Below are 26,065 nucleotides of genomic sequence, written 5' to 3'. Positions count from 1 at the left end.
CGTTCCGGCCCGCTTCGAAAGCCCTGCGCGAAATATCATCGCGCATAGAAGGGAGTGTCGGCAGTGGATTCTTCATTCGGCGCTTTGGATGCGTTCGCGTTTGTCGTGTTCGCTGTTCTGATTTTTGCTGGCGTCATCATTGTCGTCAATCTGGGCAAACTTCCGGGTCAACTCGCGCGCAAATGGAATCATCCGCAGGCCAGCGCAATCAATGCCATGAGCTGGGTCGGGATCGCGACAGGCGGCTTGCTATGGCCGGTTGCGTTCATATGGGCGTTCACTACGCCGTTCGGAGTTAAATCAGCAAAAAGCGATTTTCAGCCCCACGGCGTAGCACCCGACACGGGTGACGGTGCGACCGCATCGCGTCAGCTCTCAGGGGACAAGGAGATGCGACCGTGATCGCAATGCTGACCATCGTCTACGTTGCGATCGTTCTCGTACTGTTCAAGGTCCTGCGCATCAAGCCCACGGCCTATATCATCGCGGCCTTGATCGTCGCGGGCGTATTCATGATCGGTGGCGTCGTGGTGGTCTGGACGCAGTCGGCACCGATTACGGACAAGATGGTGACCAGCCAGTACGTGGTGCAGCTCGTTCCTTATGTCAAAGGACAGGTGAAGGCGATCCACGCCGAGGCAAATCAACGGGTGAAGAAAGGTGACTTGCTGCTGGAAATTGACCCGGCGCCGTACCAGTACACGGTGAACCAGGTCGAGGCGCAGTTGGCCGCGTCGAAGGCGAACGTAATGCAGGCCGAAGCCGCGCTGACGACCGCAAAAACAGCGATACCGAATGCACAGGCCATTCTAGCGAAAGCGAAGGCCGCCGACGAACTAGCCAAGACCCAGGAACAAATCGCCCTCAACATCCAGCGTGTGGACAAAGCTGCCATTAGCCAGCTTAACGTAGCCAAGGCTGCGCAAGAACGCCAGGAAGCGGACGCCGCTGTTCAGCAGGCTGAAGCGGGTCTCGCTCAAGCGCAAGCCTCGGCTCAACAGGCCGCCGCGGCCTTGCAGACGGCCCAGAGCAATGTTCCTGCCATCGAAGCTCAATTGGACGACGCGCGCTTTAACCTCGCACAGTGCAAGATGACGGCGCCGGCTGATGGATACGTCACGAATTGGCAGGTGCAGATCGGCACCATGCTTGTGCCGATGCCGCTTGCTGCGGCGGGAACATTCGTCAACGTGTCCGATACCGCCGTCGCCGCTGTGTTTCCCCAGAATTGGCTCTCGAATGTGGAGCCGGGCGATGATGTGGAAATGGTGCTTAACCCATATCCCGGCCGCCTGTTCTTTGGAAAAGTGGACTATGTGATCCCGGCAACCGGGGGAGGGCAATTCACAACCAGCGGCACAATCCCGAACGCGGCCCGGATCGGATCTGACGGGCTTTATGCAGTACGGATCAATTTCGCCGACGATGCCGTAGCCCGCAAGCTGTCCATCGGGTCAGGTGGATCGGCTGCGATTTACACGCAGAAGGGCAAGGCCACGCACGTTATTTCGAAGGTCACGATCCGGATGAAGAAATGGTTGTTGTACGTCATGCCCTCTGTGGAAAAGCCGCCATCGTAGCGTGCGGCGCGACAATGAAGGGATACAGTCAGGTCCACGTGCGTGGGGAGCGAAAGCCTTGGAGACGCAGTATCAGGCACCGTTTGGGCGACAGCGTAACGTCGGCGCTATTCTTGGCTGGTCAAGTCATTGGCTGCTTGTGGCTGCGCTTCTCCTGCCAACCGTGGCATGTACGATTGGGCCGGATTTTGCAGCGCCTGTCGCTCCGCTTGCCGAAAAATTTCGTGGCGCAGACAATCGCTCGGTTAAGTCCGGCCCGCGTGAGTACGAACATTGGTGGGAAGGCTTTCGTGATCCAACCCTCAACAAGCTGATCCAGATTGCGTACAACCAAAATCTAACGTTGGAGAGCGCAGGGACTCGGGTGCTGCAAGCACGTGCGGTGCTGGGAATAGCCATCGGCATAAGCTATCCGCAGGTGCAGCAAGGCGTGGGGTCGGTAATTTACAATCGGACCAGCGCGGCGACGCCGCTGGCAGGGCCAAACGCGACGCCTTCATATTTCTGGACCGATGCTCTTGCTGCGCAGGCAGCCTGGGAGCTCGACTTCTGGGGAAAGTTCCGCCGCGGAGTTGAATCTGCCGATGGCGTGTACCTTGCGTCGATCGCGACTTATGACGGCGTTCTGGTGTCCCTTTTGGCCGATGTTACCGCAACATATATCGGTATTCGCACCACAGAGCAGCTGATCGGAATTGCACGGGCCAATGTCCGCAGGCAGGAACAGGCCCTTAGTATCGCAAAGGCAAAGTTCACGGGCGGCGGGACGTCGGAGCTTGATGTTTTCCAGGCGACGAACGTCCTCGAACAGACTCGTGCGGCAATACCCCAGTTGACGATACAATTGCAGCAGGGACAAAACGCGCTCTGCGTCCTGCTCGGCGTTCCGCCTCAGTCGCTCGGCATGTTGCTTTCACGATCAGTCGGCAGGGTACCGTCGCCGCCCGCCTCCGTCGTTGTTGGCATACCTGCGGATCTGCTGCGCCGGAGACCGGACGTCCGCGCCGCCGAACTCGCCGCGCTGGCGCAGAGTGCGCAGATTGGCATCGCCACGACGCAACTCTATCCGGCAATCAGCATTACGGGCACGTTCGGCGGCTCGGCCAGCACGGCCAATGGCCACAACCTTGGTCAAGTCGTCAGTTGGAAGGGCGTGGCGTATGCTGCGGGCCCGTCGTTTCAATGGAATCTCCTCAACTACGGGCAAATCACCAACAACATTCGTTTGCAGGATGCCAAGCTCCAGCAATTGCTGATCGACTATCAGAACACCGTGTTGAGTGCCCAGCAGGAGGTGGACAACGGTCTTGCAACATATCTGCAATCCCGGAACCAGGCCGCGTATCTCCGCCGCAGCGTTGAGGCGGCAAATGGTGCCCTCAGGATTGCACTTGAGCAGTATGAGCAGGGCGCGACGTCATTTACCACCGTACTGACCGCTGAACAGAATCTCCTTCAAGCGCAGAACAGCCTGGCCGGCGCCTCGGCCAACGTTCCGCTCGGCCTCACTGCGGTGTTTCGGGCGCTCGGGGGTGGATGGCAGATACGTGAGGGGGGCAACTTCGTGAGCCCGGCAACGGTTGATCAGATGCGTGCGCGAACGGACTGGGGTAATTTGCTTACGCCTCCGAACGGGCCGCAACCGCCGACTCTGGGCCTGCCGGGTCCTGGGGACATCGAGCCGACGATACGGCCTCCGGAGTGGTAATTGTTCAGAGGCGAAAGCATTGCATCTTTGGAGGTCGCTGATGGCCGCTTGTGGCCCGATCGCGTCGTTTCGGTGCTATGCAACAATCCGCCGGCTTTAGAGGGGACAGCGGACTCGGGCGAGCCATCGGCACCGCACGTTTTTATGGCGTCCGGGCCCTGGTACGCCGAAGGTGCCCATGCCACTGAGTTGCCCGACGGCGCAAGCCCCCGCAGCAAAAATATTTCGCTTTATCAGAAGCGCAACTCAGTGCTATGAATCCAGCCGTCTCACCCGATCGAGGGGCGCTTCGCGATCGTCACGGATGTGCGGTGAGATGCGGTGGACGCTTGGTGCGCAACTGACGAGTGCGCATGAAGCGGACGGCGAAGTCGTGTGGTCCTGACGCCCTAGCGGCAGGTGTCCTCTCGCAAGATGCGAACGCGTGTTGCGAAGGCGGTGACAAGCAAGCCCAGTCTCGCCGGGGAGAGCACGAAATAAGCCGTAACCCATCGCGCAGGGAAAGCCGGAGTGTTTCCGGTTACACCTGTGGTCCTACCCCCGAGCTTTCTACCTTTTGCTCGGGGCCCATGGGTGCGATCGGCACCCGGCTTTCCCTGCGCCCTCTGATCGAGGAGGGCGGAACGAGATGCAAAGCTCGGGCAAGTGATGTCGCGAGAACGCGAAGCTGCGTCCCCATCTACAACTGTCATCGCCCGGCTCGACCGGGCGATCCAGTACGCCGCGGCCTCTCGGCTCACACACCGGCGTCTCTGGAATACTGGATCACCCGCATGCGCGGGTGATGACATCGAACAAGCTGTCTGACAGTTGAATCAGAACTCACTCCGCCGTCCGTTCGCGCAGCCGCTGCGCGTAGACGTTGATGATCAGCGCGGCGAGCAGGATCAGGCCGCGGATCAGGATCTTCAGGAAGCTGTCGATATTGACATGGTCGAGGCCGTTGTTGAGCACGCCGAGCACGAACAGGCCGACGATGGTGTTGCCGATGCCGCCGCGGCCGCCGAACAGGCTGGTGCCACCGACCACCACGGCTGCGATCGAATCCAAGAGATAGGTGTCGAACTCGTTCTGCTGCGCGCTGCCGAAATGCGCGACGCCGAGCATGCCGCCGATCCCCGAGCACACCGCCGAGATCACCATCACGCTGCCGAGGATGAGCTTGACGTTGAGGCCGGCAAATTCCGCGGCCTCGCGGTTGCCGCCGACCATGTAGACGTAGCGGCCGAACCGGGTGTAGGTCAGCACCAGATGGCCGCCGAGCAGCATCACCGCGGCGACGATCACGATCCAGGGGATGCCGCCGATCGAGCCCGAGCCGAGCGTCGTGATCAGGCCCGGCACCTTGTAGGCTATCTGGCCGCGCACCAGCAGCGCGGAGACGCCGGCCGCGATCTGCATCATGGCCAGCGTCATGATGAAGGAGGGGATGCCAATCACCGTCAGCCCCAGCGCGTTGACCAGGCCGAGCAGTGCGCACAGCGCCAGCGCCAGCAGGATCGCGGCGAAGCCGGGCATCGGGACGTTGGCGATGTTGACGTAGGACTCCTGCAGCGTGAAGTAGGCCACCGCAATGCCGGTGACATTGGCGATGCTGGCGATCGACAGATCGATCTCGGCGCACAGGATCACGAAGGTGAGGCCGACGGCGATGATGCCGGTGACCGACACCTGGGTGAGGATGTTGCCGAGATTGTCGACGGTTGCGAACGACGGGCTCGCGATCGCGAAGAAGGCGCTGAGGAAGATCAGCGTCAGGAACGGCGCGATGTTGCGCATCTGCGAGCGCAGGAACGGCGCCAGCCCGCGCGGCCGTTTGTGATCGGCCGGGCTCGTCGCGCTGTCACTGCTTGCCATCATGCCTCTCCATCAAGCGCGATGACTTGGTCATCGCGCTTTCTCCAGTTATTTGAGCATGGTCTGATCGGAAAACCGCTTCGCACTTTTCCGGACCATGCTCTAAGCCGCTTCCAGCAGGCGGTCCTTGCTGACCGCCTCGCCGGCGAATTCGCGCACCACCGCGCCGCGCTTCAGCACCAGGATCCGGTCGGCCAGCGACAGCACCGTCTCCGGCTCGGTCGACAGCACGATGATCGCCAGCCCCTTGGCGCGGAGATCGCGCACGATGTTGATCACGTCGTTCTTGGCGCCGACATCCATGCCGCGGGTCGGCTCGCACAGCACCAGCAAACGCGGCGGATAGGTCAGCCATTTCGCCAGCGCCACCTTCTGCTGGTTGCCGCCCGAGAGCATGCCGAGATCGAGGCCGACCACCGGCGGCCTGATCTGCAACTGCTCGACCTGGCGCTGCGCGATCGCGCGCTCCCGCACCGGCTTGAGCAGCAGCGCGGAGATCCGCTCGAGGACGCTGATCGAGATGTTCTTGTAGACCGGCTCCTGGTGGAACAGCATGGCGCGCCGGCTCTCCGGCACCAGCGCGACGCCGGCGCGCCGCGCCGCCGCGGTGCTGCGGAAGGTTCTGGTCGATCCATCAACCACGAGCGTGCCGCCGTCGGGCCGGAGCTTGCCGAACAGGATACGCGACAGCTCCAATTGTCCGCAGCCCATGAAGCCGTAGATGCCGAGCACCTCGCCGGAGCGGGCCTCGAACGAGACGTCATTCAGGCTGCGACCGAGCGAGAGCTGATCGACCTTCAGCACCACCGCGCCGCCATTCGCTTGTGGGAGCATCAGGTCGTCGGTGTAGCTGTGCTCCAGCGCCTCGCCGCCGCGGCCGATCATGGCCTCGATCAGGGCGCCCTTGGTGGTGTCGGCAGACGCGGTCTCGGCGATCTTGCGCCCGTTGCGGAACACGGTCACGACGTCGGAGACGCGCAGGATGTCCTCGATGAAATGCGAGATGAAGACGATGCTGGTGCCTTCGTCACGGAGCCTATGCAGCGTCGTGAACAGGCGTTCGACCTCGGGCGGGGAGAGGGCGGAGGTCGGCTCGTCGAGGATGATGATGCGCGCCCCGGAAAACAGCACGCGGGCGATCTCGATCAGCTGCTGCAGGCCGATCGGCAGGTCGCCGAGCCGCGTCATCGGGTCGACGTCGATGCCAAACCGCGACAGCTGCTCGCCGGCCTCGCGCGCCATCCGTCGCCATTGCACGACGCCGAAGCGGTTGGTCGGCTGGTTGCCGAGGAAGACATTCTCGGCAACCGTGAGATCGGGCGCGACGCTGAGCTCCTGATGCACCATGCCGATGCCGGCGGCGTGCGCGTCGCGGGTGGAGCGGAAGCGGGTCTCCTTGCCGTCCAGCATGAAGCGGCCGGAGAACTCCGGGTGCACGCCGGCGATGATCTTCATCAGCGTGCTCTTGCCCGCGCCGTTCTCCCCGACGAGACCATGGATCTCGCCGGCGTGAAGCGCAAAGTCGACCCCACGAAGGGCTTCGACACCGCCGAAGGCCTTCGTGATCTGGTTCAACTCGATGATCGGGGAGCGTCCCTGCGACATGAGGGCCGCTCAGATCAGGAAGCGATCCTCCATCCACTGCATGCCGGCGGCGTTGGCCTTGGTCACGACGGGGCCGTCGGTCACGACATTCTTCGGAATGCCCTGGCCGCTCTTCTCGCCGCCGACCACGGCCGCGACACCCGCGACGATCGCGCCGCCATGGATGCGGCAGGACGGATTGCGGACGGTGGCGAACATGCGGCCTTCGCTGACCGCCTGGATCGCCGGCGGCATGGCGTCGACGCCGCCGATCAGGATGTTGGTGCGGTTGCGCGCCTTCATGATGTTGTAGGCGGCGAGCGCCATGTCGTCATTGTGGAAGAACGCCGCGTCGATCTGCGGATATTTCGTCAGATAGGTTTCCCAGAGCCGGGCGGTCTTGGAGACGTCCCAGTCGGCGGGCTGGGTATCCAGCACCTCGATGTTCGGGAACTGCTTGATGACGGTGTTGAAGCCCTTGGCGCGGCCCTGCGCGCCGGTGTGGCCGAGCGCGCCCTGGGTCATGATGACCTTGCCCTTGCCGCCGATCGCGTTGCACAGCGCCTGCGTCACCGAGGCGCCCATGAACTCGTTGTCGGGCGCGAGGAACGAGTGGACGTTGATCTGGTCGAGCGGCGCAATCAGCGTGTCCATGTCGATCACGGGGGTGCCAGCGTCGATCATCTTCTGCACCGGCTGGGTCAGCGTACCGATGCCGAACGCCTGGATCGCGACGAAATCCCATTTCTGCGAAGCCATGTTGTCGATCGCGGCGCGCTGCTTGACGGCGTCGAGCTGACCGTCGAACCAGGTCACCTCGACGTTGAACAGCTTGCCCCAGAACTCGGCGGCCTGCTTGCCCTGCGCGCACCACGTCGCCTGCAGTCCGGCGTTGGAGAATGCGGCCTTCAGCGGCTTTTCCGAGCGGCCCATTTCGGCTGCGAGCGCGGACGTCACGCCCATTCCGCCGAACAATCCCGCCGCAGCTCCACCGGCCGCCGCCAATTGCAGAAGGTCGCGCCGCGTCGTCGACGCCTTGTCCATCCCCTTGTCGATGCCCTTGTCGATTCCTGGCATTGTTTGCTCCCTCTTCGTTTTTTCTCTCCGTCGGCGTCAGTTGCACGCGCCGCGGATAAAGGAGTGTGTCACAATCGGAACGGTGACGCTACGCCCTGTCGTCCACGAGATGTTTCTGCTGCACGACGGCCGCGATGTCGCGGAGCAACTTGTGCCACGCAGCATCGATCTCATCGGACCATTGCTCGCCGAGAATTTCGCGCAAGCAGTCCGCAATCACGGCGAAGAAGGCGACGAACAGTTCGCGCGGTGTTCCGTAGGCGTCGTGGGAGAACACTTCCGATTCGATCAGGCGAAAATGTCCGCGGCGCTCGCCGGCGAAATCGATGATGGCTTGTATCGTCAGCGACAGCATCGATCCCTTCACCGGCTCGCTGCCTTCGGTGCGAAACATCGCCTGCGCTTCGGGATGTTCGCGAAACAGGCGTCGATAAACGGACGGCGTCAGATCATCGCAGCGAGCGGCTGCGAGTTCGAAGCTGCGTTCGATTGGATTGGCCGATGGAGTCATAGCGCTTTGCGATCATCACATAAAAAAAGAGCAGGGCTCCAAGCCCTGCTCCAAAAATTGTGTCGACCCTATTTGCCCCAAGAATTCGATTTGATCTTGATTAATGGGGTGACGCTGCTTGTGCGCGTCGGGCTCCTCCCGAGACTTGGACCACCAGGACACACCTCGCGGCTGGCCTGAGGCCGAATTGGTAGACCATCTTTCCAAGCTTGTCATCATTTTCGGCAACGATTGTTCAAATTTCGAGCAATTTGCGAAATGATTGGGATGGTGCTACCGCCGGTTGCGAAAGCGGTCCAAAAACACGTGGCTGGGTAAGGGGATACGTCCGCTTGCGAAGCAGCCGTGACGCAAGTGTCACGCTCCGCTATTTCCGCGAGCTGGAAGAAACGGGTGGCAGTCGCGATCTCGACTTTCGGCACCTGTGGTGGTTAGTTCCGTCCCGGATGGGTTTTGCGATGCGCCGGCGGCTGAAGAATTTTCTGCCCATAGTCCTGGTTGCCCTGCTGGTGCAGATTTTTGCACCGATCGGGGCCTGCTGGGCGGCGAGCCTTGCCGCGTCCGATCCGCTCGCGGCCGCCACCATCTGCCACGGCAATGCCGACTCAGGCACCGGGCAGGGCGACCAGACCGGTCATCGCGCCCATGACGGCTGTTGCTCCGCATGCAGCGTGCTGCAGACCGGTGCGCCGGTTGATAACCCGCAAGTTGCGGCCCAGGCCGTCGAACGCTTGCCGCGCCTGATCGTATGGCTCGATTTCGCCAGCGAACGCGATCGTTCGCCGGCCGGTCTCTCGGCGCAAGCCCGCGCGCCACCGCTGTTTTCCTGACGACGTTCTCGCTGCCGGTGCGCGTCCCGCGCCGGCGAGTGCCCTTGAACAAGCCGGCCGAAGAGCCGGTGTCAGGAACCATCCATGTTTCGGCTTCAACCGCACGGCGGGGCCAGTGCGCTCATGCTCGGCGCGGCCCTTTCCACGATCAGTTGCTGGGCGAAGGCCCAGACGGCGCTGCCCTCCGTCACCGTCGAGGCGCCCGCGGCGGCGGCGCGTGCCAAACCGGCAGGGCCCAAGCCGCGCGCTCGAGCGGCATCCGTCCGGCGGCCACCCAAGTTGGCGACCGCGCCGACCGTGGCCGCGGCCCCGGCGGGCGGCGCGAGGCCGGGCGAGACACTCGCAGCGATCCGCGACGGCCTGAACCGGGCACCCGCCGGCCAGACCCAGACCACCATCGACCGCAGCCAGTTCGACAACCGGCCGGCGTTCTCCGTCGCCGATGTGCTGCGCGACAGTCCGGGTATCTCGATCAAACAGGGCAATGGCCCGCGTGATTTCGGCATTTCGATCCGCGGGTCGAATGCCCGGAATGGTTTTGGCATCCGCAACCTCGTCATCTTCGATGACGGTTTCCCGGTCACCCAGCCGGACGGTCTGTCGCGCAGCGACCTGATCGATCCGCGCGCCTATGCCGCGATCGATGTGATCCGCGGGCCGTCATCGGCGCTGTACGGCAATTACGCGACCGGCGGTGCGCTGAATTTCCGGACCCGGCCGGGCGGCACGATCGACGGCGTCGAGTATGGCGTCGACGGCGGCAGCTTCGGCTATCTCAACAACTATCTTGCCGCCGGCAAGAAGGTCGGCAATTTCGAGGGCTCGCTGTTCGCGAGCGACGCACGCGGCGACGGCTATATCGGCAACAGCTGGTTCAATACCCAGACCGTCAATTTCCTCGGCACGCTGCAGGTCACGCCGGACGACCGTTTCACGGTAAAGCTCATCAACAACGACCTGACGACGCGGCTGCCGATCCGCTCGTCGCTCAATCAGTTCAACCTGAACCCGTTCCAGCAGGGTTGCACGACCGGAGCGACGGCCGCGCCGGGATGCGGAACCGTGACCCTGTTCAACAACGGCTTCAATTCGGCGGCAGGGACCGACAGGGAAACCGCGGTCCAGGCGGGCCTCGGGCGCGATGACCGCCGTACCATCGTCGGTGGCCGCTGGGAGCACGATTTCGACAACCAGACCACCTGGCGCAACCAGTTTGTCTTCGACGACCGCAATATCAGCCAGCCGACGGGATCGACGAGCGCGATCGGCGACTTCCCGTCCTACAACTACATAAGCGACGTCGTCAGGCGCAGCGAACTGTTCGGGATGGATTCGACGACCTATTTTGGCGGCTTCTACAATACACTCACGGCTTCAAGCGATACCCGCAATGTGATGCCGGGCGGAAATGCGACGCTTGGAAGCCTGTCCAGCAACCTGTTCAGCACGACGACGAATTACGGTCTGCGCGCGCGCGAGGAACTGAAGCTCACCCCCGCGCTGACGGCTGTTGCTGGCATCGGCTGGGAGACCACCAATCTCACGGGGCGAAACACCGCCTATAGCTACGCGGGCGCTGCCGGGGCGACGACCACGGCGATCACGACAGCGGACCGGCAATTCCAGAACACCGCGCCCGAGCTGGCGCTGCTCTACCGGTTGAACAGCGAGTGGCAATTCCGCGGGCGGGTGGCAACGGGCTATGGCACGCCCCAAGTCAGCAACCTGTTCATCCTGCCGGATGGCACGTCGGGCAATAACACCCAGCTGCGGACGCAAAAGAACCTCGGTTACGACCTCGGAGCCGATTGGACCCCGAACAACGCGGTCAAGCTGAGCGTCACCGGGTTCTACGAGTTCTTCAAGGACGAACTGGTTTCCCAGGCAACACCGCTCGCGGGCATCTCCTACACGTTCAATGCGCCGAGGTCGGAGCATCGCGGTGTCGAACTGGCCGCCGACTGGAAGTTCCTGCCGGGCTGGCGGTTCTCGGCCGCCTACACCTATCTCGACGAGGTCTACACCGAATACGTCGAGAACATCACGAACGGCACGGTCTTCAGCTTCAATCGCGCCGGCAACAAGATCCCCGGCATTTCGCCGAACGAGCTCACGGCGCGGTTGGGCTACGACCAGTTGTCAGGTCCGTTCCAGGGACTGGGCGGGTTCGTCGAGGTCCAGTGGAAGGATAGTTTCTACATGGACAACGCCAATCTCTTGAGGGCGCCCGGCTACGAGCTCGTCAATCTCAACCTGCACTACAAGACCGATCTCGTCTCCGACTATTTCAAGGCGCTGAACCTGTACATCGAGGTGCGGAACGTGTTCGACCGGACCTACATCGCTTCCGCGAACAATATCGCGAACTCGGTGACGGCGGGCGGCATTCAAAATCCCGCGAGCGTACTGGCGAACACGACCAACTCGATCTATGCCGGATCGCCACGTGCCTTCGTGGCGGGCATGAGGATTGCGTTCAAGTGAGGGGCGCATCGATGACATATCGCAAACCTGCGGCTCTGACGGTGCTGGCAACGGTGATGCTTGCGGTCTTGCCGAACCCGGCCAATGCACAGATGAGCCACCAGCACGCCTCCGAAGCGGCGTGCGAAGAGACCGTGTTGCGCTGCGCGAGCAAGGTCACTCCTGCCTTCGGGCCGGATGGGACGTTGTGGTTGGCATGGATGGCCGGCGGCCAAATCTCCGTCGCGAGCTCGAGGGATCGAGGCAAGAGCTTTTCCGCGCCGGTGCAAGTGACCCGGGACCGGCTCAACCTGGATTGGGGACCGGACGCGCGGCCGAAGCTTGCGGTCGACGCCAAGGGAAACATCGCGCTGGCCTTCTCGACCTTCCGCGATCAGGCCTTCAACGGCCAGGTGCTGACCACGCGATCGAGTGATGGGGGGCGCAGCTTTGATCCGCCGAGGCCAATCACTGCAAACAACGAGAGCCAGCGGTTCGAGGCGATCGGCTTCGATCCCGCGGGCGCCGTGTTCGCGGTCTGGCTCGACAAGCGCAACCGCGTGCCGGCCCAGCAGCGCGGCGAGAAATATGACGGTGCCGGATTGTTCTTCGCTTCCTCGAAAGACGGTGGCGCGACCTATTCCGCTGCGCGGCTCGTGGCCGACAACACCTGCGAATGCTGCCGTCTCGGATTGGCGTTCGATGGGGCAGGCCATCCGGTGGTCGTGTTCCGGAATATTTTCGAAGGCGGCGTGCGCGACCATGCGATCGTGACCTTCACCGATCTGACCAGCCCCGGTGAGATGCATCGGGTGAGCCGCGACGACTGGCAGATCGCGGCATGTCCGCACCACGGTCCGAGCCTGACCATTTCGCCCGCAGGAACCTACCATGTGACGTGGTACACCAACGGCAAGGCGCGCAAGGGATTGTTCTACGCGCGGTCGCGCGACGGCGGCAAAACCTTCTCCGATCCGCTCCCCGTTGGTCAGCTGAACCGCAGCCCGTCACGGCCGCAGATCATCGCAGGGCCGCAGGGGCTTGTGATGGCATGGAAGGAGTTCGACGGGCAGAAGACGTCGATCAATCTGATGACATCGCATGACGATGGAGCGACATGGTCGAAGCCCACTGATATCGCCGACACCACCGACAGTTCCGACCATCCGCTGCTCGTCTCGGACCGTCGGCAGACCTATTTGTCGTGGATGACCAAGGCCGACGGCTACCATTTTCAGGCGATCGAGGGCGAACCATGAAACGTCATTTGCTCGCGGCTGTTATCCTGCTCGCAACGCTACCGTCCGCACTGGCGGCGGGCGAGAGCGCGCCAAAGCCGTTCGAGCGCGGCAGCTGGCAAAAGCTGCTGCATGCGCATGCCGGGCATCCGACCCTGGTGCATTTCTGGGGCGTCACCTGCGGACCATGCAAGGTCGAGTTGCCGCAACTCGGCCAGTTCATGAAGGATCATCCTGATATCGACGTCGTCACGATCAGCGCGGATCTGGTTCCGAACCTGCCGGAAGCGACCCGATCGATGCTGGACCGGGCCGGGCTCGCATCGGCCGAGAACTGGATTTTCGACGATGGCTTCGCCGAGCGATTGAGATTTGAGATCGATCCGGCCTGGCAAGGCGATATTCCGCGAACCATGCTGATTGCGCGCGACGGAACGGTCACGACGATTGAAGGATCGGCTGAGATCGCCGATTTGAACAAATGGTCTGACGTGCAGGCTGCAACAATCCGATAACACGACGACTTCAACCCGAAAGGAATCCGCCGCCATGAAGACGATCTCCCGCATCCTCGCCCTCGCAGCGCTGGCTGCTGCACTCGCGTCGACGTCCGCGCGCGCCGAGGACGTCAAGGCCGGCGACCTCGTGATCACGCAGGCCTGGACGCGGGCAACGCCGAATGGCGCCAAGATCGGCGGCGGCTATCTGACGATCGAGAACAAGGGCACGACGCCCGACCGGCTGGTGTCAGGCTCGGGCGACGTCGCCGGCAAGATCGAAGTCCACGAGATGTCGATGGACAACGGCGTGATGAAGATGCGCGCGCTCGACAAGGGGCTGACGATCGAGCCCGGCAAGACCGTGAAGCTCGCGCCCGGCGGCTATCATTTGATGATGTTTGACCTGAAGAGTCAGCTGAAGCAGGGCGACAAGGTGCCGGTCACGCTCGAATTCGAGAAGGCCGGCAAGGTCTCGGTCTCGCTGGACGTGCAGGCCGTCGGCGCGCAGGCGCCTGGTGGTGACGACCATTCCGGCCACATGATGAAGAAGATGTGAGGGAGTCATGCGGTCACACACGCTCCTCATTGCCACGGCGGCGCTGCTCGCAGCGTCACCGGCGATCGCGCATGTCACGCTGGAAGGAAAGCAGGCGCCGGTCGGATCCTACTACAAGGCGGTTTTTGTCGTGCCGCATGGCTGCGCGGGATCGGCAACGATCAAGCTCCGCGTGCAGATTCCGGAAGGCGTGATCGGGGTGAAGCCGATGCCGAAGCCCGGCTGGGCCCTCGATACGGTCACCGGCCAATACACCGCGCAATACGACTATCACGGTGCCAAGCTCTCTGAGGGCGTGAAGGAAGTTGCCTGGAGCGGCGGCAAGCTCTCAGACCAGAACTACGACGAGTTCGTGATGCAGACGTTTCTCACCGATACGTTGAAGCCCAACACCACGCTGTACTTCCCGGTCGTGCAGGAATGCGAGCAGGGCATCAGCCGCTGGATCGACATCCCGGCCGACGGGCAGGGCGGCGGGCACGACCATGGCAGCAAGACACCGGCGCCCGGCGTCAAGCTGCTGCCGAAGTCGTAAGCCGTGCGGCGGGTCGCAAGTCTTGCAGCAAGCCTCGCAGCAAGTCTTGCCGCGCTGCTCGTGGTGCTGTGCCTTGCGACCTCGGCCCATGCGCATGCCGTCCTGATCGCCGCCGAGCCGGCCGATGGCAGCGTGCTGACGGAGGCGCCGAAGACGGTGGTGCTCCGTTTCAACGAAACGGTGGCGCCGACCGCGGTCAGCCTGCTCGACGCTGCGGGCAAGCCGCGCGACGTCGCGATCCGCGCCGTCGATCAATCTGTGATGGTGACGCTGCCGGCGGGCCTGCCCCAGGGCACGCAGGTGATCAGCTATCGCGTGGTGTCGCAGGATGGCCACCCGGTCGCCGGCTCGCTGCTGTTCTCGATCGGCGTCGTCACCGGCTCGGCGGCGCCGTCACGCGACAGTACGCTCGATGCGCTGATCTGGCTGGCGCGGCTCGGGCTCTATCTGGGGCTGTTTGCCGGCGTCGGCGGCGTGTTCTTTGCCGCCTGGATCGGGCAGGGCCCGGCCGGCGAACGGTTGATCATGTGGTCGCTTGCAATCGGCCTTGTCGGCGCGATCGCCTCGCTTGGCTTGCAAGGCATCGACCTCTTGAACCTGCCGCTGTCAGGCATGCTGACATGGGCGGCATGGGCCAGTGCCGCCGGCACCAGCCTGTTTCCGGCCATGCTGCTCGCGATCGCCGCGACGTTGATTGCGGCGATTGCCTGGCGCAGCCCGTCGTTCGGCGCAGCCTTCGTGCGCACCGCGATCGCAATGATCTGTGTCGGGCTGTCATTTGCGGTCAGCGGTCACGCCGCCACCGCCGCTCCGCAATGGCTGACCCGGACCGCGCTGTTCATCCATGGCGTTGGCATCGCCTTCTGGATGGGCTCGTTGGCGCCACTGGCGGTGCTGGCCTGGCAGCGCAAGGAATCGCTGTTGCGGGTCCTGCAGCGTTTTTCGACGATCGCGGTGCCGGTCGTCGCCTTGATCGCTCTGTCGGGCCTTGCACTCGCCGTCGTCCAGCTCGAAAGCTTTCGCGCGCTGATCGATACCGGATACGGCAACATCCTTCTGGTGAAACTTGTGCTGGTGTTGCTGTTGCTCGGGCTTGCTGCGCTGAACCACCTGGTGTTCACGCCGGCGATCGCGCGCGAATTCCACCGCACACGGCCGTTGCAGCGCTCGATCGCGCTCGAATTCGTGCTCATGATCGCCATTCTCGGTCTCGTTGCGCTCTGGCGCTTCACGCCGCCGCCGCGCGCGCTGGCGATGTCGACCGACGTTCCGCTCGCGGTTCACATCCACACCGATGCGGCGATGTTCCAGGTGCTGATCGCGCCAGGCAAGGTCGGGCAGAACGACTTTGTGCTGCAGCTGATGAACGGCGATGCCAGCCCGTTCGCGGCCAAGGAGGCGACGCTGACGCTGAGCCTGCCTGATCGCGGCGTCGAGCCGATGGAACGCAGCGCGGCGCTGGGTCCCGACGGCTATTGGCACGTGAAGAAGGTACCGTTGCCGGTCCCGGGCCGCTGGCACATGCAGATCGATGCCCTGGTGACCGATTTCAAGAAGGTGACGCTGGAAGACGATTTTGAGGTCAGGTAAACGCACGATCAGCGCGCCGGGCAGGTCGGCGGGACGCAATTCGTTCAAATGGCCGAAAATAGCCTGATTTGAAGGGCTTTTGTCATTTGGCGGCCCTTGTGTTTTCACACCCGATCCGGTTTCACTGCAGCTCTTCCCACGCTTTCCTGATTCCCGAGTAACGCCATGCGATTGTCGCGGTTTTTCCTGCCCATCCTGAAAGAAAACCCGAAAGAGGCGGAGATCGTCTCGCATCGGCTGATGCTGCGCGCGGGCATGATGCGGCAGGAGGCGGCCGGCATCTATGCCTGGCTGCCGCTCGGCTTCCGGGTGCTGAAGAAGATCGAGCAGATCGTTCGCGAGGAGCAGGACCGCGCCGGCGCGCTCGAGCTTTTGATGCCGACGCTGCAACTCGCCGACCTCTGGCGTGAAAGCGGCCGCTACGACGCCTATGGCCCGGAGATGCTGCGCATCCTCGATCGTCACAAGCGCGAGCTTTTGTACGGGCCGACCAACGAGGAGATGATCACGGAGATCTTCCGCGCCTACGTCAAGTCCTACAAGAGCCTGCCGCTCAACCTCTATCACATCCAGTGGAAGTTCCGCGACGAGCAACGTCCGCGCTTCGGCGTGATGCGCGGCCGCGAATTCCTGATGAAGGACGCCTATTCGTTCGACCTCGACGAGGCCGGCGCGCGGCGCTCCTACAACAAGATGTTCGTGGCCTATCTGCGCACATTTGCGCGGATGGGCCTCAAGGCGATCCCCATGCGGGCCGAGACCGGTCCGATCGGCGGCGATCTCAGCCACGAGTTCATCGTGCTCGCGGAGACCGGCGAGTCCGGCGTCTACATCAACCGCGATGTGCTTGACCTGCCGGTGCCGGGCGCGGACGTCGATTATGACGGCGACCTGACGCCGATCATCAAGCAGTGGACCTCGGTCTATGCTGCGACCGAAGACGTCCACGAGGCCGCGCGCTTCGAGCAGGAAGTGCCTGAAGCAAAGCGGCTGAACACCCGCGGCATTGAGGTCGGCCAGATCTTCTATTTCGGCACCAAATATTCCGACACCATGAAGGCGATGGTGGCGGGCCCCGATGGCGTCGACGTGCCGATCCATGGCGGCTCCTACGGCGTCGGCGTGTCGCGTCTGGTCGGCGCGATCATCGAGGCCTGTCACGATGATGCCGGCATCAAATGGCCAGAGGCGGTCGCGCCGTTCCGCGTTGCGATCCTCAATCTCAAGCAGGGCGATGCCGCGGTCGATGGCGCCTGCGAGCAGCTCTATCGCGAGCTCTCGGCGAACGGCGTCGACGTGCTCTACGACGACACCGATCAGCGCGCCGGCGCCAAGTTCGCCGCGGCCGATCTGATCGGTATCCCCTGGCAGATTCTCGTCGGACCCAAGGGGCTTGCCGACGGCAAGGTCGAGGTGAAGCGCCGCAGCGACGGTTCACGCGACAACATGAGCCCGGCCGACGTGGTCGCGAAGCTCGCGGGTTAAAGTTTATTCACGCCGGCTGATCGGCGGGGTAATCCGGCCACATTTGGCCCGAATCATGGGATTATCGACAGATGGATGACACCATGAGCGAGCCAGTCCGAACCCCGCCTTTTGCGCCATTCGAATGGCTGCTGTCCGGACGCTATCTGCGCGCGCGCCGCAAGGAAGGCTTCATCTCGGTCATCGCCGGGTTCTCGTTCCTCGGCATCATGCTCGGCGTCGCCACGCTCATCGTGGTGATGGCCGTCATGAATGGCTTCCGCAAGGAGCTCCTGGACAAGATCCTCGGCCTCAACGGACATCTCCTGGTGCAGCCGCTGGAATCCCCGCTGACCGACTGGAAGGACGTTGCCGACCGCATCAGCCAGGTGCAGGGCATCCGGCTGGCCGCGCCCGTGGTGGACGGGCAGGGACTCGGTTCGTCGCCGTTCAACGCCGCCGGCGTCTTCATTCGCGGCATTCGCTCAGACGATCTCAACAACCTCACCTCGATCGCCAAGAACATCAAGCAGGGCACGCTCGAGGGCTTCGATGAAGGGCAGGGCGTCGCGATCGGCCGCCGGCTCGCCGACCAGCTCTCGCTGCACGCCGGCGACATGATCACGCTGGTCTCGCCGAAGGGCGCGGTGACGCCGATGGGCACCACGCCGCGCATCAAGCCCTACAAGATCACCGCGGTGTTCGAGATCGGCATGTCGGAATACGATTCGACCTTCGTGTTCATGCCGCTGGCCGAGGCGCAGGCCTATTTCAACCGCAACAACGACGTGTCCTCGATCGAGGTGTTCACCACCAATCCGGACAAGATCGACACCTATCGCAAGCTGGTGACGGAGGCGGCCGGCCGGCCGGTCTTCCTGGTCGACTGGCGGCAGCGCAACTCGACCTTCTTCAACGCGCTGCAGGTCGAACGTAACGTGATGTTCCTGATCCTGACCATGATCGTGTTGGTCGCGGCGCTCAACATTGTCTCGGGCCTGATCATGCTGGTGAAGGACAAGGGGCAGGACATCGCGATCCTGCGCACCATGGGCGCCTCGCAAGGCTCGATCATGCGGATCTTCCTGATCACCGGCGCCTCGATCGGCGTGGTTGGAACGCTGACCGGCTTCGCTGTCGGCATGCTGATCTGCCTGAACATCGAATCGATCAGGCAGTTCCTGTCATGGCTCACCAACACTGAGCTGTTCTCGCCGGAGCTCTATTTTCTCTCCAAGCTACCGGCCGAAGTCGATTTCGGCGAGACGCTCGCCGTCGTGATCATGGCGCTGACGCTGTCCTTCCTGGCGACGCTCTACCCGTCGTGGCGCGCCGCGCGCCTCGATCCGGTCGATGCGCTCCGGTACGAATAAGGGGCGCACATGGCGGAGGGGGCGGAAGATACACCGGTCATCTATCTTCATGATATCAAGCGGGAATACCGGCAGGGCGAAGCGACGCTGACGATCCTGAACGGCGCCAAGCTTGCGCTGTGGCCGGGTCAATCGGTGGCGCTGGTGGCGCCGTCAGGCTCGGGCAAGTCGACCTTGCTGCACATCGCGGGCCTGCTCGAGAGCCCCGATGACGGCGAGGTCTATGTCGCGGGTACGCCGACCTCGCAGATGTCCGATGTCGACCGCACCCAGATTCGCCGTTCCGACATCGGCTTTGTCTATCAACAGCACCGGCTGCTGCCGGAATTCTCAGCGCTCGAGAACGTCATGCTGCCGCAGATGATTCGGGGCCTGAAGCGCTCCGAGACCGTGAAACGGTCGACCGAGATCCTGTCCTATCTCGGGCTTGGCGACCGCATCACTCATCGTCCGGCCGAGCTCTCGGGCGGCGAACAGCAACGCGTGGCGATCGCGCGCGCAGTTGCCAACGCACCGCGGGTGCTGCTTGCGGACGAGCCGACCGGGAATCTCGATCCGGGCACGGCCGATCACGTCTTCGGCGCGCTGATGCAGCTCGTCAAGGCGACCCGGGTCGCGATGCTGATCGCGACCCACAATATGGATCTCGCCGCGCGGATGGATCGCCGGGTGTCGCTGTCGAACGGACAGATCGTCGAGCTCGAATAACGCCTTTCGGAGCGAAGCGGCCAACCGCTTGCGCAAAGAAACCGCGTCAAAACAAGAGGCTGGAGCCTTCGCTTCAAGCGCAACGCAAAAGGCTTCAGCCCTCAATAGACCGGGCGGGGCCGTCTGCCAGGTTCTCTCGGCCGACGGTCGACCGGCGGCCCGGCATAGTAGGGGTTGTCGATGCACATCGCCGCCAGGCCGGACGCCGAGGCCTGGCACTGCGCCATCGAGGTGTAGCCGCAATCGGTGTCCTCACCGCCCCATCGGTAGTTGTGTTTGCAGATCGGCGAGGTCGAATCGTATTTCTGCGCGCTGGCCGGCGCGATCGCGACAGTACCCAGGGCCAACAGTGCCAGAATCAGGCTGCGCATCGAGAGATCTCCTGTCGATCAGGCGCCGGCGACGCTCATGCTGGAGCGTGCGCGTGAAGTGGCATCGGCGCGGGTGTGCATCAACTCACATTCCCGCGCCCGTGCTTGGCCCAATCGGCCGTCAGTGGATGAACAGGTCGAAGAAATTGCCCTCGCGCCGCTCCCGCGGCGACACGTTCAGATAGGAGCGCGGGTCGTTGTCGCCGGCATAGTAGGGGTTGGCAATGCAGTTCTGTCCGATGCCCGAGGCGGTGGCCAGGCACGCCTGATAGGACGGGTAGGAACAGTTGCTCAGACCGGGATAGCGATCGCCCTGAATGCAGAACGGGTAGCGCACGCCGACGGCATGAGCGGGCACGGTCCCCAAGGTCGCGAGCGCGACGACAGATGCCGCAGCAAGAATCATCGTCCGCATGTGCATTCCTTTGCTGCGAAGATTCGATCTCGGCGATGATCCAAATCGAACAAGCCGGTTCCGGTCAACACCATCTTGCGAGGGCTTACCGTCGGGAACTCTGCACGCAGACTTGAATTGTGAAAATTATGCGGCAGCTATGTGGCAAAAGTTCCAAGAAGTGCTTGTAATACAGTATTAACTTCAAATTTGAGCGAAGTCGTTTGGGCCTGCCTGTTGCAGCGAAGTTACAGCAATTCCGTTCGAGGCTGCTATGACGGTGTCTCGCGGCCTTGGGGGCCCTGTAGAAAAAGTTGGAACGGGAAAAATGAAGAAGATTTTGCTTGTCACCGCCAGCCTGCTCGCGCTCAGCGCGACCGCTGCCTCCGCGGCTGACCTCGCGGCTCGCCCTTACACCAAGGCTCCGCCGCCCATGGTTGCCGCTGTTTATGATTGGACCGGCTTCTACATCGGTATCAACGGTGGTTGGGCCCAGAGCCACGACAACCGTTCGGTGAACGGCATCGGCACCGCTGGCAGCTACGATGCCAACGGCGGCACCGTCGGTGGCCAGGTCGGCTACCGCTGGCAGACCGGCGGCTGGGTGTTCGGTCTGGAAGCTCAGGGTAACTGGGCTGACGTCTCGGGCAACACCAACAACCTGCTCGTCCCGGGCGCCGTCGTTCGCTCGAAGATGGATGCGTTCGGCCTGTTCACCGGTCAGATCGGCTACGCCTGGAACAACGTCCTGCTGTACGCCAAGGGCGGTGCTGCGGTCACCGATCGCAACTACCAGTTCCTGGCTCCCGGCGGCGCGCTGGCATCCGAAACCGGCTACGACACCCGTTGGAGCCCGACGGTTGGTGTTGGCCTCGAATTCGCCTTCGCCCAGAACTGGTCGCTTGGCATCGAGTACAACCACATCTTCGAAGACAGCCATGGCGCAACGTTCGTCACTCCGGCTGGCGTCGCTGTGACCGGCTTCACCACCGGTGGCGACACCGACATGGTGCTCGGCCGTCTGAACTACAAGTTCGGTGGCCCGGCCATCGCGCGCTACTGAGTGTTCGCTTAATCCAAGCGACGTCGAAAACCCCGGGCCTTGGCCCGGGGTTTTTTATTTGGCCTGGCCGATGAGCCATCGGCGATGAACGGCGGGGCGGGGGTTTCGCACTAGCCACCAACACCGCATATTCGGATGCATGACGGAACGACGGGTGATTTCCGAACTGACCTGCCCATCCTGTGGCCATGTCTCTGCCGAGACCATGCCGACTGATGCCTGCCAGTTCTTCTATGACTGCAAGCGCTGCGGCGTCCGGCTCAAACCGAAAGCAGGAGATTGCTGCGTTTGTTTATTGCTCATACGGAACCGTGCCGTGCCCGCCAATGCAAGCCGGGAATTGTTGCGGGTAAGCCGCGACTCTCCCGCCGTTCACAATGATCCGGTGGGTGAACTCGTTGGGCCTTCTGTGGCGTTGAGGGTCGTGTTGGCGCGGGCCAGGTTGCGGCTACTGCGCGTACAACGCGATGCCGATGATCACGAGCGGGCTTAGCCCGAGTAGTACGATGCATACGCTCTCAAGTATGCCATTGCCCATGACACAACCCCTGCGTTGGAACAGAAGCCTACGCCCAATGGAACTCGGTAAGCCAGTGCAGTTTGTGCCTTGGCAACGGCGCGAAATAGAAATCGCCTTCGTTCACCGCCCGACCAATTAACCAAGGAAAATCTTTCGGGATCAGATCTCAACGACCGTCGCTTGACTCCAAGAACAAAAAAGGAACAATGTTCTGCATACGTTCCAGTTCAGGGAGAGCGGCCATGTTGAAGATTTTCGTGCAGGAAGCTGCAGCGCTGGCATCGATCACGCTGTTCGTCGGGATGATCGCGGTTTGGGCTCAGCTGATCACCCAGTTCTGAAAATGTGCTCGCGGGGACAGGGGCATAGAAGGCGACTTGGCCGGCTCCTGGGGATAAGCAGGAGGACCGGCGGCCTTGTCCGGTTCGGCGTGGACTTGGCAAGGTCCATCGCCCACGATGGAGTTGCGAGTCGGGTCTGAAGCTCATCGAGTTCCGGCTTTGGCACTCGCTCCATCCCTGACTTAAGAGATCCCGTAAGCAGCCATGCCGAATGCCGGATTCGTCCACCTTCACGTTCATTCCGCCTATTCGCTACTGAAGGGCTCGATCAAGATCGCCAAGCTGGGCGAGCTTGCGAAGGCCGACCGCCAGCCGGCGCTGGCGCTCACCGATACCGACAACATGTTCGGGGCGCTGGAATTCTCCGACAAGATGGCCGGCTACGGCATCCAGCCGATCGTCGGCTGCGAGCTTGCTGTGGATTTCGGCGACGTCGACCCTAATACACGCAGCATCCTGGCGACGGCGCCGACGCGGATCGTGCTGCTGGCGGCGCGCGAGCGCGGCTATCGCAGCCTGATGCGGCTGAACTCGCGGGCGTTCCTGGAGACGCCGGTCAACCAGACCCCGCATATCAAGATCGATTGGCTCACCGACGACGCCGAGGATCTGATCGCGCTGACCGGCGGTCCCGACGGGCCGATTGCGCTGGCGCTGCGTGCCGAACAGGCGGCACTGGCGGCGACCCGCTGCGAGCGCCTGGCTGGTCTGTTCGGCGATCGCCTCTACATCGAATTGCAGCGCCACGGCATCGACAAGGAGCGCCGCACCGAGGGCGGGCTGATCGATCTCGCCTATAGCAAGGGCCTGCCGCTGGTTGCGACCAACGAGCCGTATTTCGCCAGCACTGACGATTACGAATCGCATGACGCGCTGCTGTGCATCGCCGGCGGCCATCTGATCGCCGAGACCAATCGCGAGCAGCTGACCCCGGATCACCGTTTCAAGTCCCGCGCGGAAATGGCGGTGCTGTTTGCCGATATCCCGGAGGCGCTTGCCTCGACGGTCGAGATCGCCGAGCGCTGCTCGTTCCGGCCGAAGACCCGCAAGCCGATCCTGCCGTTCTTCACCGTCGGTGCCGCGGCGAGCTCGGACGCCGCCGCCGACGAGGCCGCCGAGCTGAAGCGCCAGGCCGAGGAGGGGCTTGCCAATCGCCTGCGGGTGCACGGTCTGTCGCCGGGCATGACCGAGGAGGACTACAGCAAGCGCCTCGCCTTCGAGCTCGACGTCATCACCCGCATGAAATATGCGGGCTACTTCCTGATCGTGTCGGACTTCATCAAATGGGCGAAGGCGCAGGGCATTCCGGTCGGACCGGGCCGCGGCTCCGGCGCAGGCTCGCTGGTCGCCTGGGTGCTCACCATCACCGATCTCGATCCGATGCGCTTTGCGCTGCTGTTCGAGCGCTTCCTCAATCCCGAACGCGTCTCGATGCCGGACTTCGACATCGACTTCTGCCAGGACCGCCGCGGTGAGGTGATCCAGTACGTGCAGGACCGCTACGGCCGCGACCAGGTGGCGCAGATCATCACCTTCGGTACGCTGCAGGCGCGCGGTGTGCTGCGCGACGTCGGGCGCGTGCTGCAGATGCCGTACGGGCAGGTCGACAAGCTGACCAAGCTGGTGCCGCAGAATCCCGCAGCGCCGGTGACGCTGGCGCAGGCCATCGAAGGCGAGCCCAAGCTGCAGGCGTTCCGCGACGAGGATCCGGTGGTGGCGCGCGCCTTCGACATCGCGCAGCGCCTCGAGGGCCTGACCCGCCACGCCTCGACCCACGCCGCCGGTATCGTGATCGGCGACCGGCCGCTGAGCGAGCTGGTGCCGATGTACCGCGATCCGAAATCGGACATGCCGGTCACCCAGTTCAACATGAAATGGGTCGAACCGGCGGGCCTCGTGAAGTTCGACTTCCTCGGCCTCAAGACGCTGACGGTGCTCGACGTCGCGGTCAAGCTGCTCAAGCAGCGCGACGTTCATGTCGATCTGGCGACGCTGCCGATCGACGACGCGCCGAGCTATCAGATGCTGGCTCGGGGCGATGTCGTCGGCGTGTTCCAGGTGGAAAGCCAGGGCATGCGGCGCGCGCTGATCGACATGCGGCCGGACCGCTTCGAGGACATCATCGCGCTGGTGGCGTTGTACCGTCCCGGTCCGATGGCGAACATCCCGACCTATTGCGCGCGCAAGCATGGCGACGAGGAGTCGGAATATCTGCATCCGATCCTGGAGCCGATCCTGAAGGAGACCTTCGGCGTCATCATCTATCAGGAACAGGTGATGCAGATCGCGCAGCAGATGGCCGGCTACTCGCTCGGCCAGGCCGACCTGCTGCGCCGCGCGATGGGCAAGAAGATCCGCGCCGAGATGGACAAGCAGCGCGACATCTTCGTCGCCGGCGCGATGAAGAACGGCGTGACGAAGGGCCAGGCCGAGACGATCTTCGAGCTGCTCGCCAAGTTCGCCGATTACGGCTTCAACAAGAGCCACGCGGCGGCCTATGCGCTGGTGTCGTACCACACCGCCTACATGAAGGCGCATTACCCGGTCGAGTTCCTCGCCGCGTCGATGACGCTCGAACTCAACAACACCGACAAGCTTTCCGAATTCCGCTCCGAGGCGCAGCGGCTCGGCATCAAGGTCGAGGCGCCCAATATCAATCGCTCCGGCGCGACCTTCGAGGTCAGCGGCAACACGATCTACTACGCGCTCGCGGCGCTGAAGGGCGTCGGCATCCAGGCGGTCGAGCAGATCATCGAGGAGCGCAACAAGAAGGGCGCCTTCACCTCGCTTGCCGATTTCGCCGCGCGGGTCAGCCCGCGCGCCGTCAACAAGCGCATCATCGAAAGCCTCGCGGCGGCGGGCGCGTTCGACACGCTGGAGCCGAATCGTGCGCGCGTCTTCGCCGGTGCGGACGCGATCCTCGCCGCCTGCCAGCGCAGCCACGAGGCGGCAACCTCGGGCCAGAACGACATGTTCGGCAGCGCTCCGGATGCGCCCAGCATCATCCTGCCGCAGGTCGAGCCGTGGCTGCCCGCAGACCGGCTGCGGCGCGAGTATGACGCGATCGGCTTCTTCCTGTCGGGCCATCCGCTCGACGATTACGCGACCGCGCTGAAGCGGCTGCGCGTGCAATCCTGGGCGGAATTTTCGCGCGCCGTGAAGACGGGCGCGACGGCGGGCAAAGTGGCGGCGACGGTTGTCTCGCGCATGGAGCGGCGCACCAAGACCGGCAACAAGATGGGCATCATGGGCTTGTCGGACCCGACCGGCCATTTCGAGGCGGTGCTGTTCTCCGAGGGGCTTGCGCAGTATCGCGACGTGCTCGAGCCGGGGGCGGCCGTGCTGTTGCAGCTCGGCGCCGAGCTGCAGGGCGAGGACGTGCGGGCGAGGGTGCTGCACGCCGAGCCGCTGGATCACGCCGCCGCCAAGACGCAAAAGGGCCTGCGAATCTTCGTGCGCGACACCAAGCCGCTGGATTCGATCGCCCGCCGGCTCAACATGCCCGATGCCGCGCCCGCCCCGGGTGGTGGCGCGAAGGTCCCGGCGGCAAAGCCCGCGCCGGCAGCCGCGCCGCCGGCAGGCGCTGCCGATGGCGACGTCTCGCTGGTGATGATGCTCGACCTCGAGACCGAGGTGGAGATGAAGCTGCCCGGCCGCTACAAGGTCTCCCCGCAGATCGCCGGCGCGATCAAGGCGGTGACGGGCGTCGTCGACGTGCAGACGCTTTAGACGCGATCGCGCTCCGTGCTTCGCGATCAGTTGATCCACCGTTGCCGGGCCCGCCTGCCGTTGCAACCCAACC

Annotated in this window: 21 protein-coding genes and 1 pseudogene; 16 read left to right on the top strand and 6 right to left on the bottom strand. The window is 63.3% G+C overall.

Annotated features, from left to right (window positions below):
* Nucleotides 1-63: 63 nt before the first annotated feature.
* From WDM24_RS22270 to WDM24_RS22260, 3 genes are read left to right on the top strand one after another with little or no spacing between them, the layout of a single operon-like run.
* Nucleotides 64-402 carry a DUF3302 domain-containing protein gene (locus WDM24_RS22270; protein WP_165123826.1) on the top strand — a complete coding sequence of 113 codons (339 nt, stop codon included), beginning with the start codon at nt 64-66 and terminating at the stop codon, nt 400-402.
* A 5-nt stretch (nt 403-407) separates the two neighbouring features.
* Complete coding sequence (locus WDM24_RS22265) at nt 408-1,580, top strand: HlyD family secretion protein (RefSeq protein WP_338701376.1); 1,173 nt, start codon at nt 408-410, stop codon at nt 1,578-1,580.
* 58 nt (nt 1,581-1,638) lie between these two features.
* Nucleotides 1,639-3,288 (top strand): efflux transporter outer membrane subunit, encoded by a 1,650-nt coding sequence (locus WDM24_RS22260; RefSeq protein ID WP_338826919.1) that lies wholly within the window; start codon nt 1,639-1,641, stop codon nt 3,286-3,288.
* 822 nt (nt 3,289-4,110) lie between these two features.
* Here WDM24_RS22260 and WDM24_RS22255 read toward each other — a convergent pair.
* The 4 genes from WDM24_RS22255 to WDM24_RS22240 form a co-directional block, all read right to left on the bottom strand.
* The gene (locus tag WDM24_RS22255; protein WP_338701375.1) at nt 4,111-5,145 is read right to left on the bottom strand and encodes an ABC transporter permease; all 1,035 of its coding nucleotides are present in this window, start codon (nt 5,143-5,145) and stop codon (nt 4,111-4,113) included.
* A 102-nt stretch (nt 5,146-5,247) separates the two neighbouring features.
* A complete protein-coding gene (locus WDM24_RS22250; protein WP_338826917.1) occupies nt 5,248-6,750 on the bottom strand; it encodes a sugar ABC transporter ATP-binding protein in 1,503 nt (500 codons plus the stop codon).
* A gap of 9 nt (nt 6,751-6,759) precedes the next feature.
* Nucleotides 6,760-7,806, bottom strand: coding sequence for a sugar ABC transporter substrate-binding protein (locus WDM24_RS22245; RefSeq protein WP_414645618.1), 1,047 nt, complete (start codon nt 7,804-7,806; stop codon nt 6,760-6,762).
* Between the two features lie 88 nt (nt 7,807-7,894).
* Nucleotides 7,895-8,317 carry a globin gene (locus WDM24_RS22240; protein ID WP_338826915.1) on the bottom strand — a complete coding sequence of 141 codons (423 nt, stop codon included), beginning with the start codon at nt 8,315-8,317 and terminating at the stop codon, nt 7,895-7,897.
* Nucleotides 8,318-8,649: 332 nt separating this feature from the next.
* Here WDM24_RS22240 and WDM24_RS22235 point away from each other — a divergent pair, with 332 nt between their 5' ends.
* The 10 genes from WDM24_RS22235 (at nt 8,650) to WDM24_RS22190 (ending at nt 19,574) form a co-directional block, all read left to right on the top strand.
* On the top strand, nt 8,650-9,147 hold the full coding sequence (locus tag WDM24_RS22235) for a DUF2946 domain-containing protein (RefSeq protein ID WP_338826913.1): 498 nt from the start codon (nt 8,650-8,652) through the stop codon (nt 9,145-9,147).
* An 84-nt stretch (nt 9,148-9,231) separates the two neighbouring features.
* Nucleotides 9,232-11,631: a TonB-dependent receptor gene (locus WDM24_RS22230; RefSeq protein WP_338826911.1), complete on the top strand. Its 2,400-nt coding sequence runs from the start codon at nt 9,232-9,234 to the stop codon at nt 11,629-11,631.
* An 11-nt stretch (nt 11,632-11,642) separates the two neighbouring features.
* Entirely contained in the window at nt 11,643-12,869 is a 1,227-nt protein-coding gene (locus WDM24_RS22225) for a sialidase family protein (protein ID WP_338826909.1), read from the top strand.
* A complete protein-coding gene (locus WDM24_RS22220; protein ID WP_338826907.1) occupies nt 12,866-13,363 on the top strand; it encodes a TlpA disulfide reductase family protein in 498 nt (165 codons plus the stop codon). The genes WDM24_RS22225 and WDM24_RS22220 overlap by 4 nt, the downstream gene beginning before the upstream one ends.
* Before the next feature lie 34 nt (nt 13,364-13,397).
* A complete protein-coding gene (locus WDM24_RS22215) occupies nt 13,398-13,904 on the top strand; it encodes a copper chaperone PCu(A)C (protein ID WP_338826905.1) in 507 nt (168 codons plus the stop codon).
* Nucleotides 13,905-13,911: 7 nt separating this feature from the next.
* The gene (locus WDM24_RS22210; RefSeq protein ID WP_338826903.1) at nt 13,912-14,439 is read left to right on the top strand and encodes a YcnI family protein; all 528 of its coding nucleotides are present in this window, start codon (nt 13,912-13,914) and stop codon (nt 14,437-14,439) included.
* Between the two features lie 3 nt (nt 14,440-14,442).
* Nucleotides 14,443-16,029, top strand: coding sequence for a copper resistance CopC/CopD family protein (locus tag WDM24_RS22205; protein WP_338826900.1), 1,587 nt, complete (start codon nt 14,443-14,445; stop codon nt 16,027-16,029).
* Between the two features lie 165 nt (nt 16,030-16,194).
* A complete protein-coding gene (gene proS / locus WDM24_RS22200; protein WP_338826898.1) occupies nt 16,195-17,514 on the top strand; it encodes a proline--tRNA ligase in 1,320 nt (439 codons plus the stop codon).
* Nucleotides 17,515-17,585: 71 nt separating this feature from the next.
* Entirely contained in the window at nt 17,586-18,866 is a 1,281-nt protein-coding gene (locus WDM24_RS22195) for a lipoprotein-releasing ABC transporter permease subunit (protein ID WP_338688766.1), read from the top strand.
* Between the two features lie 9 nt (nt 18,867-18,875).
* Nucleotides 18,876-19,574, top strand: a complete 699-nt coding sequence (locus WDM24_RS22190; RefSeq protein WP_166295973.1) for an ABC transporter ATP-binding protein — start codon at nt 18,876-18,878, stop codon at nt 19,572-19,574.
* A 101-nt stretch (nt 19,575-19,675) separates the two neighbouring features.
* Here WDM24_RS22190 and WDM24_RS22185 read toward each other — a convergent pair whose 3' ends face one another.
* Together WDM24_RS22185 and WDM24_RS22180 are read right to left on the bottom strand one after the other, a co-directional pair.
* On the bottom strand, nt 19,676-19,945 hold the full coding sequence (locus WDM24_RS22185) for a DUF3551 domain-containing protein (protein ID WP_166295970.1): 270 nt from the start codon (nt 19,943-19,945) through the stop codon (nt 19,676-19,678).
* 121 nt (nt 19,946-20,066) lie between these two features.
* Nucleotides 20,067-20,360, bottom strand: a complete 294-nt coding sequence (locus tag WDM24_RS22180) for a DUF3551 domain-containing protein (protein WP_224741593.1) — start codon at nt 20,358-20,360, stop codon at nt 20,067-20,069.
* A 307-nt stretch (nt 20,361-20,667) separates the two neighbouring features.
* Between WDM24_RS22180 and WDM24_RS22175 the strand changes: the two genes are divergently transcribed.
* The 3 genes and pseudogenes from WDM24_RS22175 (at nt 20,668) to dnaE (ending at nt 25,992) form a co-directional block, all read left to right on the top strand.
* A complete protein-coding gene (locus tag WDM24_RS22175) occupies nt 20,668-21,402 on the top strand; it encodes an outer membrane protein (RefSeq protein WP_166295964.1) in 735 nt (244 codons plus the stop codon).
* A 139-nt stretch (nt 21,403-21,541) separates the two neighbouring features.
* Nucleotides 21,542-21,755: pseudogene (locus WDM24_RS22170) on the top strand (GDCCVxC domain-containing (seleno)protein).
* Nucleotides 21,756-22,467: 712 nt separating this feature from the next.
* Nucleotides 22,468-25,992 (top strand): DNA polymerase III subunit alpha, encoded by a 3,525-nt coding sequence (gene dnaE / locus WDM24_RS22165; RefSeq protein WP_338826895.1) that lies wholly within the window; start codon nt 22,468-22,470, stop codon nt 25,990-25,992.
* Nucleotides 25,993-26,065 lie beyond the last annotated feature (73 nt).

The sequence above is a fragment of the Bradyrhizobium sp. 27S5 genome, assembly GCF_037217225.1.
GTDB lineage: Bacteria > Pseudomonadota > Alphaproteobacteria > Rhizobiales > Xanthobacteraceae > Bradyrhizobium > Bradyrhizobium septentrionale.
This window is presented reverse-complemented; position numbering and strand designations above follow the sequence as displayed.